Raw genomic sequence first — 17,468 nt, 5'->3', positions numbered from 1 at the left:
CGCGGTCACACGAAGGGGTTGTCCCCCGTCGTCACCCGCACGCCGAGGCCGATCAGCCGGCTCGCCGAATCATGCAGGCGTTCACCGGCTTCGCGATGTGCCTGCCCGGCCAGGAACCTCGAGTACGTGCCCTCGATGACGATCGCCAGCTTGAAGCACGCCATCGCGACATACCAATCCAGGCGTTCGGTTGGCCTGCCACCGGCAGCGGCGTAGGCGGCGATCAGTTCAGTGCGGCTCGGCAGACCACCGAGTGCGGCCAGCTCCCGGCCGGCGTTGATCGGGTCGGGATCGTCGGGCCAGCACACCAGGATCCAGCCCAGGTCCAGCAGCGGATCCCCGATGGTGCACATCTCCCAGTCGACGAACGCCGCGACCTCGGGGACGTCGCGGCGCAGCAGAACATTGTTGAGATGCGCGTCGCCGTGCATGATGCCGGGCTCACCATCGGGTGGCCGATTCCCGTCGAGCCAGTCCGCGAGCCGGCCGACGTCGAGAATCTCCGGCCGATAGCCCTCGTGCCGGTAACTCTCGAGCAAGCCCAGGAAGTTCGGAACCTGGCGCGCCAGAAAGGATCCCGGGCGGTGCAGCTGCTGTAGCGGGCGGCCCTGCCACTGCGCTGCGCTCAGTCGGGCCAAGTCGGCCGCATAGTTCTGGCCGACCTGATGCCGCATCCGTGGATCGGCCACATACGCCCGCGACACCTCGGTCGCAGGGTTGAAGCCGTCGACATCCTCCATGAGATAGAAGACGACGCCGAGCACGTCGAGATCCTCACAGCCGGCGACGAATTCGGGATGAGGCACCGCGCTGCCTGTCAGCGTCTGCAGCACCGCGATCTCGCGCTGCATGGTGCGGTTGCTGTTGGGACGAGGATGCGGCGGCGGCCGGCGCAACACCACCCTGCGGTCGTCGACACGCAGCCGCACGACCACGTTCTGCGTGCCACCCGATAACGGCTCGACATCGCTTACGCCCGAACCGATTCCGCGTTCCCGCACCCATGCGCTCAGCGCCGCCACCGCGGCATCGTCGAGAGTCCCTGGGGCCTCCGCCATCCGATCGTCGACGTTGGTCAACGGTCGGCCGATCCGCCGGTATCGATCGCCCCGAAGCGGACCGCGACCACGCAGACATCGTCATCGCGCGGCGGCGGGGCCAGGGCCTGGGTCAGTTGCCGGCACGCCGGTGGAAGGGACTCGTCACCGCTCCATTGGGCGACGAGCTCCTGCACGCGCATCATCCCGGATTCGATGTCCTGGCCGCGCCGCTCGATGAGCCCGTCGGTGTACATGACGAGAATGTCGCCGTCGCAGATCTCGACGTGACCCTCGCTGTAGGACGCAAGCTCGACCGGGCCCAGCACCGGGCCATGCGCACCGCCGAGGCGGATGACGGTCCCGGTCCCCGCGCGCCGCAGCAAGGGCGGCGGGTGACCGGCCGATGCGTAGGACAGGGTGGCCGTCGCCGGATCCAGCACCGCCACACCCATCGTCGCGAACTTTCCGTTGCTGGCGTAGCGGGTGAACGAGTTGAGGGCGCCGAGCAGCTGTGCCGGTGGCAAACCATGAAATGCCAGAGCCCGCCCGGCACTGCGCAGTTGCGCCATGTCCTCCACCGCCGGAAGCCCGTGGCCCACGACGTCGCCGACCGCCAGATATGTCCGCCCATAGGGCAATTCGAGTGCGTCGTACCAGTCACCACCGAGGCCTTGCACCACGTCGGCGGGTTCGTAGCACACCCCGACGTCCACACCGGCGATCACGGCAGGGCTGGTCGGCAGCACCGCCGCCTGCAGCACCGCTGCACGGGCGTGTTCGTCGGCGTACACCCGCGCGCGCACCAATGCCTGACCGATCATGGTGGCGACGGCCGAGGTGTAGGCGAGCTGTGCAGTGTCCAGTGACTGGGTGTCAGCCCACGCCAACACCAGCGCCCCGATTGCCTTGCCGCCCACCGTCAACGGCCAACTCACAACGGCGGCACCGCCGCTGGCGACCATCCACTTGGCGTTGTCGGGATACCGGCGACGGTACTCGGCGACCGTGCGGATCACCACGGGCTGACTCGTGCGGACCGCGTCGGTGGCCGCGGTGGCCTCGTCCAGCGCCACACTCTCGTGGAACTGATACGCCGCGAAATCCGGGTAACCGCCCATCGCCAGCCAATCGAGTGCGGTGCCGTCGTCGTTGACGAGTGCCACCGCAAGTGCTTGCGCACCCGCGTCGTTGATCACCTGCCCGATGACGGCGTCACCGATCTGATTTTCGGTGAGTGCACCCGACAGCAGTTGGCCGAGGTTGGCCAACGTCTCCAAGCGGGCCCGTTCCCGCCGCTCGGCCTGGCGCTGCTGAACGGCGGTGACCCGCCCGCCGGCTTCCTGTGCGGTCAGCATCGCGACCAGCACCACGACGCCGATGAACGCCTGGGCGATCGCCAGCTGACCCGGCGAACGCAGATCCAGACTCTCGAACGTCGTGTAGCCCACGTTGGCCATGGAGTTGGCGGTGAAGGCCAGCACGCCGCCGCACAGTGCGGCACCGATCATGTCGAGTCGCAGGGCCGCCCATGCCATCACGGGCAGCAGGAACAATGCGGGTGGGAGCTCGAGCCGGAACGACACCACCGTCAGTCCCGCCATGGAGCCCAGGACCAAGAAGGTCTCCAGCATTCGGGACCGAAGGAGCTGGGATTGATAGCGCCACAACAGAATCGGCGCGCCTATCATGAGGACACCGACCCCGTCACCGGCCCACCAGTGCAGTATCGCAATGGGCGACCAGTCATGATTGGTCATCGCGGTGGTCACCCCACCGATGACGCCGCCCGCCAGCGGGCCCAGAACCATCGCGCCGGCCACGAATCGGGCGAGGTCGCCTCGTTCACGTAGGTCCGGCGGTCCCTTGCACCAGGCCAACACCAGCGATGCGCCGACCAGCGGTTCCACCGAGTTGGCCAAGGCGAATCCGGCAGAGGTCCCCAGGGCGGCACCGTAGCGCAGGTCGACGGCCAGTTCGGCCACCACGATCGCGGCGACGATCACCGGCCACAGCGCCCGCCGGTTGAGCAGCATGGCCGCCACCGTGACCCCGGCGGCCGGGAAGAACGCCGGGCCGATGCCCGCGCCGAACGTCTGCCACGACAACACCGAACCGGCCAGATAGGGCAAGGCCACCCACCCGAACAGGCCCGCCGCGTACCCGATTCGATCGCGCGTACTCGCCGCGTTCATGCGGGCCGTCCACGTGATCGGTGGATGAACCGGACCGCGTGCACGTGACGAGCGTAGTCATCCCCCGGTCAACCGGCGGCCTTCTCAGTGATCGCGAGCAAACCCGTCGCGGTCACGTCGGCGCCGGCCGAAGAAGTCGACCGCCTCCCGGATCGACTCGTGGACGTCTCGCGGCTGCCAGCCCAGTTCGCGGACCGCCTTGCCGTGGTCCATGGGCGCCATGATGCCCATGAGCCGCACCGTGGTCGGGTTCAGTGGCAGGTCACGGCGGGTGACCGCGGCTGCGATGCCGCCGAGGACACCGAGACCTTTCATCACCGGTTTGGGGATGCCCCAGCGCGGCGCGGGCCGGCCGGCGGCGCGGGCCGCGGTCTCGTAGAGCTCGCGGTAGGTCAGGTAGCGCTCGGAGATGATGTAGCGCTGCCCCACCCGGCCCTGATCGGCGGCCAGCACCAGCGCCTGCGCGGCGTCCTCGATGCCCACCACTTCGGTGGCCATCCCGTCCATGTAGAACGGCAGCTTGCCGGCCGCTGCCGCGGCGACCAGGGAACCGTGCGGGGTCGGCTGCCAGTCGCCCGCGCCGTAGGTGTTGGACACGCACAGCGCCACCGCGGGCAGTGCCTTCTCGCGGCTGTAATCCAGCACGAGCTTCTCGGCCGCGATCCGCGAGCCGATGTAGCCACCGGCCTTGCTCCCCCAGTTGACCGGGGTGTCCTCGTCAACGACGCCGCCGGTGCCCAGTCCGATGGTTCCGATCGTGCTGGTGAACACGAACCGGCGCAGATCGGCGTTCACCGCGGCGTCGAGGACGTGGCGCAGGCCGTCGACGTTGGTGCGGTAGAGCGGTGCCGCGTCGCGCAGGTTGGCGCGGGTGTCGACGACGCAGTAGAAGACGACGTCGCAGCCGTCCATCGCTTCTTTCAGTGCGGCGTCATCGAAGATATCGCCGTAGAAGCGCTGAACCGGCAGGTCGTCGATCCCACGAGTCGAGCTGCTGGGACGCAGCATGACGCGCACCGTGTCGCCGCGCTCGACCAGCTGTCGCGTCACGTGTGAGCCGAGGAAGCCGCTCGCGCCCAGAACTAGTTTGTCGGTGCCTGCCACGCCCCGCAGCATGCCCGATCACGAGCGGAGAAGACAAGATCGCCGAAGTGTTCACAGCTGATTTTCGGGCAGCGACATTACGATCAGCCGGCGAACTGGAAAATCCGGAGGTCAAGGCATTCCTATGAACGCGACACGAAGGCCCGATGCCGTCGCGGACCGGCGCTGGGTTTCGGCATTCCTGGGCGGGCTCGGCATCCTGGCGCTTGGCGTCCTGGTCGTCGCCGTCGTCAGCATGTCCCACGAGGAGTCGCGGCCCGTCGGGCAACCGCACCCCGCGGCAACCACCACGACGTCGGCCGTGCCGATCGCGCCGGTGAGCAACACCGCACCGGTCCCCTCGCCGTCGGCGCAGCCGCCCACCTCATGGAGCGCGACGGCCGTCGCCTCCACCCTCGTGCCCCCACCTGCCGCCGCACCCGCATCCGCCGAACCCAAGCGCGAACCCAGTGTGCGGCAACGACTTCACGACATGTTCCCGCATCTGATCCCCGGGCACTGACGACCGCGTCGGCCTGGCTCAGTCCTTCAGGCAGGCCTCGGCGCCCTCGAGCACACCCTTGCGGTAGTGCCGGATCCGTTCGAAACCGGCGCCTTGACGCTCGACGTCACCGTCGCCGCGGAAAACCAACAGTGCGGTGATGGCCTCGTCGAGGTCGCCGGGCGAGATGCCAAAGCTGCTGGTTTCCTTGCGGTTCTGCAGCAGGACGCTGGCCGTGTAGGCCCCGGCGAAGCAGTCGCCGCGCAGTGACTGGGTCTTGTCGTCGGACTTGTCGTTGGCCCGGGTCATCGCGGCCAGCCCGAACTGGGTGGCCAGCAAGGTGGCGACCGCAAAATCGCCGCCCTTGCGGTACACCGTCGGCATCGCGTCGACGTTGTCCCACCCGATGTAATCTTCTGGGACACAATAGAACAGCGCATAGTCCTTGGCCGACGTCCCGCCGCACATCGGCGGGTTCGACGGGTTGAACGGCTCCAGGCCCTTGACCGGCACCCAGGCCTCGCCGTTGGTCAACTCCGGAAATACGTGGGCCCAGTAGTCCTCGATGTCGTAGGGCACGTCGTTGACCATCGCGTCATACGGCATGTCGCCACCGGCGGCCTCGTCCTCGGCGTTCTGGAACGGAAGCTCGACGACCACCGGGTTGTCGTCGCGGTACGCCTTGCACGCGGTCGGTCCGTTGTCGTAGCCGTCTTGGAACGCGCTGACCCGGTCGAAGCCGCTGCCGTGGGCCGTCTGGTCGGTTTTTTCTTTGCCCGGCGTATCGCGCAGTTCGAGGATGCCCGCCAACGCGTTGTCCATCTCGGCGGCATTGACCTTGTACTCCCCGGAGTCCTTGGCGTGTTTGGCAAAGCCGCCCGCGAAGCAGTCAGCCTGCAGTTCCTGGGTCACCGTGCGCGCGGTGAAGTTGGACCGGGCCTGAATGGCGTGGCCCCACTCGTGGGCCAGCACGATGGGGATAACGAAATCACCGAACTTGGACTGCAAGTCGGGCAGCAGGCCCTCGGAGTCCCAGGCCACCACATCTTTGGAGGGGCAATAGAAGGCGTTACCGGTGATTTCGGCGGCGTCTGACACGCAGGGCGGAAGTTTCGCCGACGACGGAACCACGGCGAAGAAGCCGCCCGACACCGGCTTGTAGTCGCTGCCGTAGAGCTTCGGGTATTCCTCGGCCCAGTACTTCTGCAGGTCGGCGATCGCCGTGATCGCCAGCTTGTTGACCGGGGCGGACGCATCGCCGGTGATCTTGATGTCGTCGGTCTTGGCGACCTGCGACGCCGGAGTGGGGATGACGGGCTTGGGCCCACCACACGCCGCGAGGACGACGGCGAGCGCGGCCAGCACTAGACCTTTGGTTCGCATGGGCGAACATTAGCCAATACTGGCTGCGCCTGCGGTATATACCTCAGAAACGGTTTGCCAACAGCGCAAACCTGTGTGTGAACTACTTGATCAGCGGGTCGCGCGGCATGCCGAGGATGCGCTCGGCGATCTGGTTGCGGGTGATCTCCGACGTGCCGCCGGCGATGGACAGCGCGCGGGATCCCAGCGCCGTCCGGCCCGCCATTTCACCCTCGCCGCCATCGAGCGCGACGTCGGGGCCGACCAGGGCCGCGGCGATCGTGCCTTGCTCCTGAAACTGCTCGGCGAGAATGAGTTTGGTGATGTTGCCTTCCGGGCCGGGACCGGCGCCCTCAAGGGCACGCACCACGCGGCGCAGGTTCAGCAGCCGCAATGCCTGATCTCGGGCCAGGAACTTGCCGACCCACTGGACCGCGCCGGCACGCCGGTCGCCGTGCTTCTTGGCCATCGAGACCAGCCACGCCGCCGCAGGCGCGATGGTGCCCGCACCACCGCCGATGCTGACCCGCTCGTTGCCCAGCGTGGCCCGCGCGACAGTCCAGCCCGCGTTCGGCTCCCCCACGACGTCCTCGTCGGGAACGAACACATCGTTGAAGAACACTTCGTTGAAATCGGCGCCGCCGGTGATCTGGCGCAGCGGCCGCACCTCGACGCCGGGGGCGTGCATGTCCAGGATCACCGTCGTGATGCCGGCGTGCTTGGGCACGTCGAAGTCGGTGCGGACGGTGGCCAGACCGCGCTTGGAGTAGTGCGCCCCGCTGGTCCACACCTTCTGTCCGGTGATCTTCCAGCCGCCGTCCACGCGGGTCGCCCGGGTCTTGACCGCCGCGGCATCCGAGCCCGCCGACGGCTCGGAGAAGAGCTGGCTCCAGATCTCGTCCTTGCGCAACGCCTTCTCGACGAATCTCTCGATCTGGGAAGGGGTTCCGTGCTGGATCAGGGTCAGGATCACCCAGCCGGTGATGCCGTAGTCGGGCCGCTTGACGCCGGCGGCGGCGAACTCCTCCTCGATCAGCAGCTGCTCGACGGCACCCGCCGCACGGCCCCACGGCTTGGGCCAGTGCGGCATGATGTAGCCGGTCGCGATCAGCTCATCGAGTTGCGCCTTCTCGTCGAGCTTGGCGAGTTCGACGGCGTCGGCACGGATCTGGGTGCGCAGCTCGTCGGCCTCGGGAGGCAGGTCCAGGCTGTTGGGCCTGCTGACACCCGACTCGGTCAGGGTGAACACGTCGGTGACCGGGCCGTCCCCGCCGAGGAGCGCCTGCACCGTCAGTGCCCGCCGCAGATGCAGATGCGCGTCGTGCTCCCAGGTGAACCCGATGCCGCCGTGCACCTGAATGTTCAACTCCGCGTTGCCAACATAGGCCGGAAATGCCAATGCGGCCGCGGCGGCCGCCACCAGCTCGAACTGCTTCTGGTCGTCCCCGAAGGCGCGAGCGGCGTCCCACACGACGGCGACCGTCGACTCCGACGCCACGATCATGTCGGCGCAGTGGTGCTTGACCGCCTGGAAGGTCGCGATGGTGCGGCCGAATTGCTCACGCACCTTGGCATATTCGACTGCGGTGTCCACACAGTCGGACGCTCCACCGGCAGCCTCGGCGCTAAACAGCGTGCGGGCCAAGGCAACTGCTGTCGAACGCGCCCCCGCCAGCACGTTGCCGGCCACCGAGACATCGCGCAGCGACACCCGGCCCGAGCGCCGGGACCGATCGAGGCTTCCCGGCACCTCGACCGAGACTCCGTCGGCGCCGCGCTCCACCAGCAACACGTCCGCACCGGAGGTCAGCACGAGCAGGTCGGCCAGGCCGGCGCCGAGCACCACACCGGCGTCGCCACTGGCCGTCTCACCGCCAACGGCGATGTCGCCGCCGAATCCGATTGCCGCGGTGATTGATCCGTCGACCAGGCCGGGCAGCAGGCGAGCCTTCTGCTCATCGCTGCCGGCCGCCGACACCAGGGCGGAGGCGAGGACGGTCGGCACGAACAGGCCCGGCGCGATCGCGCGGCCGAGTTCGTCGATGACAACCACCAGCTCCGGCAGACCGAAACCCGAACCGCCGTACTGTTCGTCGACGTGCAGGCCGAGCCAGCCCAGCTCGGCCAGCTCCGACCAGAACGGCGGGCGGGTCTCCTCGGCATCGTCGGCGAGGAGTGCCCGCGTCGCGGCCCTGGCTTTCTGCGCGACAAGGAACGAGCGCGCCACCTCGCTGAGTTCACGGTGGTCGTCGGTCAGTGCGATACCCATCGGGTCCTCCTCGAGGCGGCAGTGCCTGTTCCCCTAATGCCTTACCACAGCGCGAATTACTTGGGGGCGAAGCGCTGTCCGGCATCCAGTCGGATGCACTGGCCGTTGAGCATGGGGTTGTCGACGATCGCGGCGACCAGCTTGGCGAACTCCTCGGGCTTGCCCAGGCGCTTCGGGAAGGCGGCATCCTTGGTCAGCGCCTTGGCGAACTCGTCGGGGATGCCCTTGGTCAGGCCGGTGGCGAACAGGCTGGGCGCGATGGCCAGCGCGCGGATGCCCACCGGGCCCAGATCGCGAGCCATGGTCAGGCACATCCCGGCGATACCGGCCTTGGCGGCGGTGTAGGCGACCTGGCCGATCTGGCCTTCGAAGGCGGCGATCGAGGCGGTGTTGATGATGACGCCGCGCTCCTCGTCCTCGGGCTCGTTGTTGGCCATGTGCGCGGCGGCGAGCCGGCTGATGTTGAAGCTGGCGATCAGGTTGAGGTTGATCGTGCTCTGGAAGGTCTCCAGGGCGTGCGGGCCGTTCTTGCCGAACGTCTTCTCCGCGACGCCGCCGCCGGCGGTGGTCAGCACGACGTGCAGTCCGCCCAACTTGTCGACCGCCTCGGCCAGCACCTTCTCGGTGCCCGCGAAGTCGGTGACGTCGACCGGGATGAACGGCCCGCCGACTCCGGCCGCGACCTCCGGGCCGTCGGTGCCCTCGCGGTCGAGAATCGCCACCTGGGCCCCGCGGGAGGCCAGCAGTTCAGCGCTCGCCCGCCCGAAGCCCGATGCGCCGCCCACGACGACTACCTTCTTGCCCGAGATCTCCATCCGATACTCCTGTCGGTTGACACCGGCACGCTCACCGTGCGGCTTACAGTTCGCTATTCCATTCGCGGACACCCGGTGGCGTCCGAGCCGGTACGCACGTTACCGCTCGTCATAAAGCGGTCATGAACAAGGGTGTCTACCCAGCGGTAGGTTGGGCGGCATGGCGCCATCCACCACCGGTCAGCGAATGGGGGCCGGAGTGGCGGCCGCCGCCGTCGCCCTCGGCGTTGTCGAGCTGACGGCCGCCTTCTTCTCACCGGCCGCCGACGCCCGCACCGCGGTGGGCACCGCGGTCATCAACATGACACCGGGGCCGGTCAAGGAATGGGCGATCCAGACCTTCGGCACCGCCGACAAGCTGTTCCTGTCGGTGTCCGTGATCGCGGTGATCGGGGTGCTTGCCGCCGTCGCCGCGATCTGGGAACGCGCCCGCATCCCGGTCGGCACGGTCGCGATGCTGGCCGCCGCGGTGGCCGGCAGCGTCGCGGTGCTGGCCCGCCCCGGCGCCCGGCCGATCGACATCATCCCGACCCTGCTCGGCGCGGCATGCGGCATCGCGGTGTTACGTCTGCTCACGGGTCGGATCGCCAAGGCCGAAAGCACCGAAACCGCCGAAGCCACCCAAGCCACCGACACCGACGTAGATCCCGGACGCCGGCTGTCCCTGGTGACGTTCGGTGTCGGGGCGCTCGGGCTACTGAGTGGTGTCGCCGGGGTGGCGATCAGCCGCCGGCTGCACTCGGTGTCCGGCGACCGGGAGAGCTTCGCCCTGCCGTCGGCCCCGCCACCGTCGCCGATTCCCGCCGATGTCACGCCACCGGGCGTGCAGCTCCCCAGCTTCATCACCCCCAACGGCGACTTCTACCGCATCGACACCGCGCTGAGCGTGCCGCAGCTCGCCCGCGCCGACTTCCGGCTGCGCATCCACGGCATGGTCGACCGTGAAGTCACCTACACCTTCGCCGACTTGGCGAAGTTCGAACCGATCAACAAAGTCGTGACGCTGACCTGCGTGTCCAACCCGGTCGGCGGCAACCTGATCTCGAACGCCACCTGGACCGGGTATCGGGTTGCAGACCTGTTGCGCGACAGCGGAATTCACCCGGACGCCGACATGGTGCTCTCGACATCGATCGACGGTTTCACCGCAGGCACCCCGGTGGAGGCGCTCACCGACGGGCGCGAGTCGATGCTGGCGATCGGGATGAACGGCGCGCCGCTGCCGGTCGAACACGGCTATCCCGCCCGGCTGGTGGTGCCCGGGCTCTACGGCTACGTGTCGGCCACCAAGTGGGTGGTGGACCTGGAACTGACCCGCTTCGATCGGGCGCAGGCGTATTGGACCAAGCTCGGCTGGTCGGAGCGCGGCCCGATCAAGACCGAGTCGCGGATCGACGTGCCGCGCGACGGCCAGAAGGTGGCCAAGGGGCCGGTGACGTTCGGCGGCGTGGCGTGGGCGCAGAACCGCGGCGTGAAGGGTGTCGAGGTACGCATCGATGACGGCCCGTGGCAGCCCGCCCAGCTCGGGGCGGCCTACTCAGGCGACACCTGGCGGTTGTGGAGCTTTCCGTGGACGGCCAGCCAGGGCGGTGTCCACACAGTGACCGCGCGCGCGACCGACAACACCGGCGCGGTGCAGACCGAAGACCAGGCGCAGCCTGCCCCCGACGGCGCAACGGGCTGGCCCGCGGTGTCGTTCGAAGTCGCCTGACTCCCGCTGGTTGTCACAGGGCCGTGCCAACCTGGAGGCATGTTGCTTGGTGATGTCGCGGCGGCCTCAGCCGATGTGACGGCGACGTCGTCGCGGCTGGCCAAGGTGGCGCGGATCGCCGAACTGCTCACCGGAGTAGCTGAACCGCGGCTGGTGGCCGTCGTGGTGTCGTGGCTGTCCGGGGAGCTGCCGCAGCGCCAGATCGGGGTCGGCTGGGCGGCGTTGCGCGCACTGCCCGATCCGGCAGCGGAGCCGACGCTGACGGTGTCAGCCGTCGATGCAACGTTCACCGAGATCGGCGCCGTTTCGGGCAAGGGCTCGCAGTCCCGGCGTGCCGAGCTGCTCGCCGGCGTGTTCGCCGCGGCCACCGACACCGAGCAGCTGTTCCTGCGACGACTGCTCGGCGGCGAATTGCGCCAGGGCGCACTGGCCGGGGTGATGGCCGACGCCGTCGCCAAGGCGGCGGGCGTGCCCGCCGCCTTGGTGCGCCGGGCCGCCATGCTCGGCGGTGCCCTGCCTACCGTGGCGGCCTCGGCGCTGACCGGCGGAACCGACGCGCTGAGCGAGTTCACCCTGACGGTCGGCCGGCCGGTCGGCCCGATGCTCGCCCAGACCGCCACCGGCGTGGCCGATGCCCTCGAACGCCTCGGCGGGGATGCCATTTTCGAGGCGAAGCTCGACGGCGCCCGCGTGCAAATCCACCGCAGGGGCGACGAGGTCACCGTCTACACCCGCAGCCTCGACGACGTGACCGCCCGGCTACCCGAGGTGGTGGACGCGGCGCTGGCGCTGCCGGTCACCGACCTGATCGCCGACGGTGAGGCCATCGCACTGCGCGCCGACAACCGCCCGCACCGGTTCCAGGTCACCGCCTCCCGATTCGGCAAGAGCGCCGATGTGGCCGCAGCCCGAGCGGCACAACCACTTTCGGTGTTCTTCTTCGACATCCTGCATCTCGACGGTGTCGACCTGCTCGACGAGCCCACCCACGCCCGGCTCGCGGCGCTGGACGCGATCGTGCCGCCCGAGCACCGCGTCGACCGGCTGACCACCACCGATACTGCTGCGGCACAGGACTTTCTGGACGATACACTGGCCGCCGGCCACGAGGGCGTGATGGCCAAATCACCCACCTCCCCCTACGAGGCGGGCCGCCGCGGCGCGGGCTGGCTGAAAGTCAAGCCGGTGCACACCCTGGACCTGGTGGTGCTGGCCGTGGAGTGGGGCTCGGGACGGCGCACGGGCAAGCTGTCCAATATCCATCTGGGCGCGCTGGATCCGCAGACGGGCGGCTTCGTGATGCTGGGCAAGACCTTCAAGGGCATGACCGACGCGATGCTGGACTGGCAGACGGCGCGATTCACGGAACTGGCGGTGGGACCACTCGATGAGTACGTGGTGCCGTTGCGGCCCGAGCAGGTCGTCGAGATCGCGTTCGACGGGGTGCAGGGCTCAAGCCGCTATCCCGCAGGCATGGCGCTGCGGTTCGCCCGGGTGCTGCGCTATCGCGACGACAAGGGCCCCGCCGAGGCCGACACCATCGACACCGTGCGGGCGTTCTACGAGAGTCACTAGCGAACCGGGATCGGCTGATCATCGACCCGCGTCCCGAAGACTCCGAATCCGTGCAGCATCTCCTCGGCGGGCGCAGGTGTCCATTCCCATGCGGCGATCTGGTGCAGGGACCGGCGGCTCAGGTTGGCGCGCAACAGTTCATAGCCGTCAGCCCGCAGCAGCGTCATTGGTTCCCCTGAACCGCAACTCCACTGCTGGTCCTCGTCATCCACGATGAGCAGGGTCGTGCTGCGCCGCAGTTGCCTGCCCAGGTAGAGCATCGTCACGTTCAGGAACAGTTGCCAGTGTTCGCGGTCCACCCGGGGAAGTCCCAGTGCCTCACGCAGATCCGCCTCGTGGCAGATGGTGTCAATGGCGAGGTTGGGCCCGTAGAGATGTTCGTCAGTCAGGCTGGCATCGGCGGCCGCGCCGATGCGATCCCATTCGGCCATCAGTTCGCCGACCGAGTTTCGCCGGCGTTCCCGGACGTGACGTGCCGTCCACTGATCGCTCGTCACCCCGTCCAACCGTCCGCTGACGGCGTCGGACGCACAACCGACAAGATGCGCCAACAGCTCGTGCACGGTCCATCGGGGTGTTGCAGGCACCTGCACGCGAAGCTGGTCGTCGCTAAGTGTGCCAGCGAGTTCTTTCACCCGACCGCGGGCCGCGCGATACGTCAACTCAAGCATGTCAACCGATCCTGCGTGTTCTGCGAAAAGGCAAGCAGCCAACCGTCTTCAGTGCGTACCGCGACGCTGGTGTTGCGCCAATGCCCTCGGCGCAACCGGCGGGTTATCGCAGCACGCGCTTGGATCAGCGCCACGTCGGGTGTCAGATACCGCAGCCGGATGATCTCGGTGGGTCCTCTGCGGCGGTGGGCTTGACGATCGACCAGCGCGCGAATCGCTTGTTCGTCGGTATCGCTCACCGACGAGTGCGAAGGTGTCGCGGTGGCCTGCTGGGTGCGCCGCGGATATCGGAGATTCGCGAGGACGACCCGCGCCAGCAGAGACGGTTCCCTCAGCCGCGCAGGCGGGTCGATGAGACCGCGTACCCGCATAATCCGTTCAGCCACAGCGATGTCCGTGCTCGCCGCCTGCAGTACCGCATGTTGAATCCAGGCGCCCAGCCGTCGCGACGAGCTACGTGCAGTGCCGGGCGACGGCGGCCGGTCGTTCGCCCGGTTCGTCGCCCAGACCGGTCCGATGTGTTCGGCGGCGGCGGAAAAGAAGCGCTGCGGCAGATCGGCGTCGCCCGCTCGCAGGCAGTCACGCAGCGCGAGCGCTTCCACGGCGGCCATCGTCATGCCTTGGCCGTGCAGCGGATTGAGGCTGCACAGCGCGTCGCCGAGGATCACCAGACCGGACGGCAGACGCGACATTCGATCGTAGCGTCGCCACACCGCACCGGTGTTGCGCGAGATCGAGATCTCCCCCACACATGTCGCGTCGCGCAGGCCGGCCATGATGGTCGCTGGTAGCAACCGCTGCGCCGATTGCATCAGCTCTGCGAAATTCTTTGGTGGACTGCCCCACTCAGCTGGGCATGCGATCGCCAGCATCCAGGTGTCGTGTTCGTAGGCGACCATCAATGCGCCTGGCGCTCGGCTGCCCTGGTTGACGAAGAGCATCCGCTGCGAGATGCGTCCCGGCGGGATGCTCAGCAGCTGACTGGAGTATCCCCCGGTCGGCGGGATCCTCTCTTCCGGGACCACACCGAAGTCCTGATTCGCCAGGAAGTGCGCGGTGCGCCCCGCCCGGCCCGTTGTGTCGACTACCAGTTCGGCCGGCAGAGTCGCGGCGCTACCGCTGTCGCGGTTGATGATTCGCACACCTGTGACGGCGTCCCCGGCGATCACCGGTGCCACGACGTTCCTCCGGTCGAGAATCGTGACGTTCGCCAGCGCGGCCACCCGCCGGCGGAGATGGAACTCCACGAACGGGCGGCTGGCTTGATAGGCCGCCAACGGCTTCGGATCAGCCAGGCGCCCCAAGGGATTCAGCTCATACCGTCCGACTCGCACATAGAGCCGTGACAGGTCATCGCTGTCGTCGACGACAGCCCCGGCCGCTGCGAGCTCACCGAGAAATCCCGGAAACAGTTCGCCCATCGCCTGCGTGCCACGGCCGAGCAGACTGTGCAGATGTCGTCCCTGTGGCACTCCGGTGCGCTGCTCAGCGTGATCGGGCAGTCCGTCGCGGTCCACCACGGTGACTGACTCATAGAACTCCGTGAGCGCCCCGGCGGCGAGCAGCCCCGCGATACCGGCACCCAAAACCACCGCCTGCGACCCCAGTTCGGCCATCCCGTCGCCTCCATATCACGCGCACGCACGCCCATTGGGTGCCTACGAGAAGTGACCGTACCCCAACTCTAAGAAAATTAAGAGAAACTTGTGGTAACACTAAGAACGGCGTTTCCGCGTTCTCCGAACTGGTGAACCTGTGAATGAAAAGATCACCGCACGGTATGAACACTGCACGTCTCAAGGGAGAACACTGTGGCTTCACCGACCGCCGCGCCCTCGGAATACACCGAGGAGACCAGGGGCGACGTCACCTACATCCGCACCGAGAAGGATCTGCCGCCGGTCGCCATCGTCGACCGCTCGTCGATCACCACCCGGCACAAACTGATCTTCGGCGCGATCGCCGTCCTCGGGGCCCTCGCGTGGGCGATCATCGCCTTCTTCCGCGGCGAGACCGTCAACGCCGTGTGGTTCGTGATCGCCGCGATCTGCACCTACGTCATCGGCTACCGGTTCTACGCCCGGCTGATCGAGATGAAGATCGTCCAGCCGCGTGACGAGTACGCCACGCCCGCTGAGATTTTCGAGAACGCCACCGACTACATGCCCACCGATCGGCGGGTGCTGTTCGGTCACCACTTCGCCGCCATCGCCGGAGCCGGCCCGCTGGTCGGTCCCGTACTGGCCATGCAGATGGGCTATCTGCCCGGCACGATCTGGATCATCGTCGGTGCGGTGTTCGCCGGCTGCGTCCAGGACTACCTGGTGCTGGCGATCTCCACCCGCCGGCGCGGTCGCTCGCTGGGGCAGATGGCCCGGGACGAACTCGGCGCGATCGGCGGTGTCGCGGCCATCGTCGCTGTGCTGGTCATCATGGTCATCCTGCTGGCGGTGCTGGCCCTGGTGGTGGTGGGTGCCCTGGCCGAAAGCCCGTGGGGCGTGTTCTCCATCGCGATGACGATCCCGATCGCCATCTTCATGGGCCTGTATCTGAGGTTCCTACGGCCCGGCCGGGTGTCCGAGGTCTCCCTGATCGGTGTCGTCCTGCTGCTTCTGGCCGTGGCCGGCGGCGGCTGGGTGGCCGGAACCGATTGGGGCACAGACTGGTTCACGCTGTCGAAGGTCACTCTGTCGTGGTGCATCATCGTCTACGGGTTGGCCGCCTCGGTTTTGCCGGTGTGGTTGCTGCTGGCGCCGCGTGACTATCTGTCGACGTTCATGAAGGTCGGCACCATCGCACTGCTGGCGGTGGGCATCCTGGTGGCCCGGCCGGTGATGAACGCTCCGGCGATCTCGCAGTTCGCCGGGAACAGTTCGGGCCCGGTGTTCGCCGGCTCGCTGTTTCCGTTCCTGTTCATCACCATCGCCTGCGGGGCGCTGTCGGGCTTTCACTCCCTGATCTCCTCGGGCACCACACCCAAGCTGCTGGAGAAGGAAAGCCAGATGCGGCTCATCGGCTACGGCGGCATGCTCACCGAGTCGTTCGTGGCGATCATGGCCCTGATCACCGCAGCGATCCTCAACCAGCATCTGTACTTCGCGATCAATGCACCGTCCGCCCAGACCGGCACCACCGCCGAGACCGCAGCCAAGTACGTCAACGGCCTTGGCCTGTCCGGCGCCCCGATCACCGGGGGCGAGATCACCGAGGCTGCCAAGAGCGTGGGCGAGAAGTCCATCGTCTCCCGCACAGGCGGCGCGCCGACGTTGGCGTTCGGCATGTCCGAGGTGCTGCATCAGGTGTTCGGCGGTGCCTCACTGCGGGCGTTCTGGTACCACTTCGCGATCATGTTCGAGGCGCTGTTCATCCTGACCACCGTCGACGCCGGAACCCGGGTGGCCCGGTTCATGCTCTCCGACGGTCTGGCCAACCTCGGCGGCCCGTTCAAGCGGCTGCGCAACCCGAGCTGGCGGATCGGAGCATGGACCTGCAGCGTGCTGGTGGTCGCCGGCTGGGGTTCGATCCTGTTGATGGGCGTCACCGATCCGCTCGGCGGCATCAACACGCTCTTCCCACTGTTCGGCATCGCCAACCAGCTGCTGGCCGCGATCGCGCTGACCGTGGTCACCGTCGTGGTGATCAAGAAGGGTCTGCTGAAGTGGGCGTGGATACCCGGGATCCCGCTGCTGTGGGATCTGGTGGTCACCCTCACCGCGTCGTGGCAGAAGATCTTCTCCGGCGATCCCAAGCTCGGCTACTGGACGCAACACTTCCAGTACCGCGCCGCCGCCGAGGCGGGCAAGACCACGTTCGGTTCGGCCAAGAACGCCGATCAGCTGAACGCCGTCATCCGCAACACCTTCATCCAGGGCACGTTGTCGGTCGTGTTCGCCGTCCTGGTGATCATCGTGGTACTCGCCGGTGTGGTCATGGCGCTGCGGGCCATCCGTGGCGGCGGCCGCGAGCTGAGCGAGGACACCCCCGTGCCGTCGAAGATCTTCGGGCCGTCCAGCCTGATCTCCACCTCCGCGGAGAAGGAGGTGCAGAAACAATGGGACGCGCTACCCGCGCAGCACGCCAAATCCGTTGGTACGTCGGTGCATTGATGGGCGACAGCCACTACCGCCGCTATACCGAGCACCGGGCGCGCACACACCCCGGTGAGCCGGTGCTCAGCGAGGGGCAGTACTGGCGCATGCGCCACCACCATGCGGACACCAACCCGACCGCCCGCTGCTGCTAACCCAG

The 17,468-nt window shown here is 67.8% G+C and carries 13 protein-coding genes; 5 read left to right on the top strand and 8 right to left on the bottom strand.

Annotated elements, in window-relative coordinates:
- Nucleotides 1-5: 5 nt before the first annotated feature.
- From SLQ31_RS09635 to SLQ31_RS09625, 3 genes are all read right to left on the bottom strand, one after another.
- A complete protein-coding gene (locus SLQ31_RS09635) occupies nucleotides 6-1,058 on the bottom strand; it encodes a phosphotransferase family protein (RefSeq protein WP_319431793.1) in 1,053 nt (350 codons plus the stop codon).
- Nucleotides 1,059-1,075: 17 nt separating this feature from the next.
- Nucleotides 1,076-3,232: a SpoIIE family protein phosphatase gene (locus tag SLQ31_RS09630; RefSeq protein ID WP_319431791.1), complete on the bottom strand. Its 2,157-nt coding sequence runs from the start codon at nucleotides 3,230-3,232 to the stop codon at nucleotides 1,076-1,078.
- 84 nt (nucleotides 3,233-3,316) lie between these two features.
- A complete protein-coding gene (locus SLQ31_RS09625; protein ID WP_319431789.1) occupies nucleotides 3,317-4,336 on the bottom strand; it encodes an NAD-dependent epimerase/dehydratase family protein in 1,020 nt (339 codons plus the stop codon).
- Between the two features lie 124 nt (nucleotides 4,337-4,460).
- On the opposite strand from SLQ31_RS09625, the gene SLQ31_RS09620 reads away from it, so the two are divergent.
- Nucleotides 4,461-4,838 (top strand): hypothetical protein, encoded by a 378-nt coding sequence (locus SLQ31_RS09620; RefSeq protein WP_319431787.1) that lies wholly within the window; start codon nucleotides 4,461-4,463, stop codon nucleotides 4,836-4,838.
- Nucleotides 4,839-4,856: 18 nt separating this feature from the next.
- Here the strand turns inward: SLQ31_RS09620 and SLQ31_RS09615 are convergent, their stop codons facing one another.
- From SLQ31_RS09615 to SLQ31_RS09605, 3 genes are all read right to left on the bottom strand, one after another.
- The gene (locus tag SLQ31_RS09615) at nucleotides 4,857-6,200 is read right to left on the bottom strand and encodes a neutral zinc metallopeptidase (protein ID WP_319431785.1); all 1,344 of its coding nucleotides are present in this window, start codon (nucleotides 6,198-6,200) and stop codon (nucleotides 4,857-4,859) included.
- A gap of 82 nt (nucleotides 6,201-6,282) precedes the next feature.
- A complete protein-coding gene (locus SLQ31_RS09610; RefSeq protein WP_319431784.1) occupies nucleotides 6,283-8,448 on the bottom strand; it encodes an acyl-CoA dehydrogenase in 2,166 nt (721 codons plus the stop codon).
- Between the two features lie 56 nt (nucleotides 8,449-8,504).
- Nucleotides 8,505-9,263, bottom strand: a complete 759-nt coding sequence (locus SLQ31_RS09605; protein WP_319431783.1) for an SDR family NAD(P)-dependent oxidoreductase — start codon at nucleotides 9,261-9,263, stop codon at nucleotides 8,505-8,507.
- Between the two features lie 160 nt (nucleotides 9,264-9,423).
- On the opposite strand from SLQ31_RS09605, the gene SLQ31_RS09600 reads away from it, so the two are divergent.
- Together SLQ31_RS09600 and SLQ31_RS09595 are read left to right on the top strand one after the other, a co-directional pair.
- On the top strand, nucleotides 9,424-10,974 hold the full coding sequence (locus SLQ31_RS09600; protein WP_319431781.1) for a molybdopterin-dependent oxidoreductase: 1,551 nt from the start codon (nucleotides 9,424-9,426) through the stop codon (nucleotides 10,972-10,974).
- Between the two features lie 39 nt (nucleotides 10,975-11,013).
- Nucleotides 11,014-12,549, top strand: a complete 1,536-nt coding sequence (locus tag SLQ31_RS09595) for an ATP-dependent DNA ligase (protein ID WP_319431780.1) — start codon at nucleotides 11,014-11,016, stop codon at nucleotides 12,547-12,549.
- Here SLQ31_RS09595 and SLQ31_RS09590 read toward each other — a convergent pair.
- Entirely contained in the window at nucleotides 12,546-13,220 is a 675-nt protein-coding gene (locus tag SLQ31_RS09590) for a maleylpyruvate isomerase family mycothiol-dependent enzyme (RefSeq protein WP_319431778.1), read from the bottom strand. The genes SLQ31_RS09595 and SLQ31_RS09590 overlap by 4 nt on opposite strands.
- Nucleotides 13,208-14,836 (bottom strand): FAD-dependent oxidoreductase, encoded by a 1,629-nt coding sequence (locus tag SLQ31_RS09585; RefSeq protein WP_319431775.1) that lies wholly within the window; start codon nucleotides 14,834-14,836, stop codon nucleotides 13,208-13,210. The genes SLQ31_RS09590 and SLQ31_RS09585 overlap by 13 nt, the downstream gene beginning before the upstream one ends.
- A gap of 195 nt (nucleotides 14,837-15,031) precedes the next feature.
- Here SLQ31_RS09585 and SLQ31_RS09580 point away from each other — a divergent pair, with 195 nt between their 5' ends.
- A complete protein-coding gene (locus SLQ31_RS09580) occupies nucleotides 15,032-17,326 on the top strand; it encodes a carbon starvation CstA family protein (protein ID WP_319431773.1) in 2,295 nt (764 codons plus the stop codon).
- Nucleotides 17,326-17,463 carry a YbdD/YjiX family protein gene (locus SLQ31_RS09575; RefSeq protein WP_413641641.1) on the top strand — a complete coding sequence of 46 codons (138 nt, stop codon included), beginning with the start codon at nucleotides 17,326-17,328 and terminating at the stop codon, nucleotides 17,461-17,463. Before SLQ31_RS09580 ends, SLQ31_RS09575 begins: the two co-directional genes overlap by 1 nt.
- Nucleotides 17,464-17,468 lie beyond the last annotated feature (5 nt).

The sequence above is a fragment of the Mycobacterium sp. RTGN5 genome (genome assembly GCF_033804465.1).
GTDB lineage: Bacteria > Actinomycetota > Actinomycetes > Mycobacteriales > Mycobacteriaceae > Mycobacterium.
The sequence above is the reverse complement of the archived record's forward strand: the minus strand, read 5'-3'. Positions and strand labels throughout refer to the sequence as shown.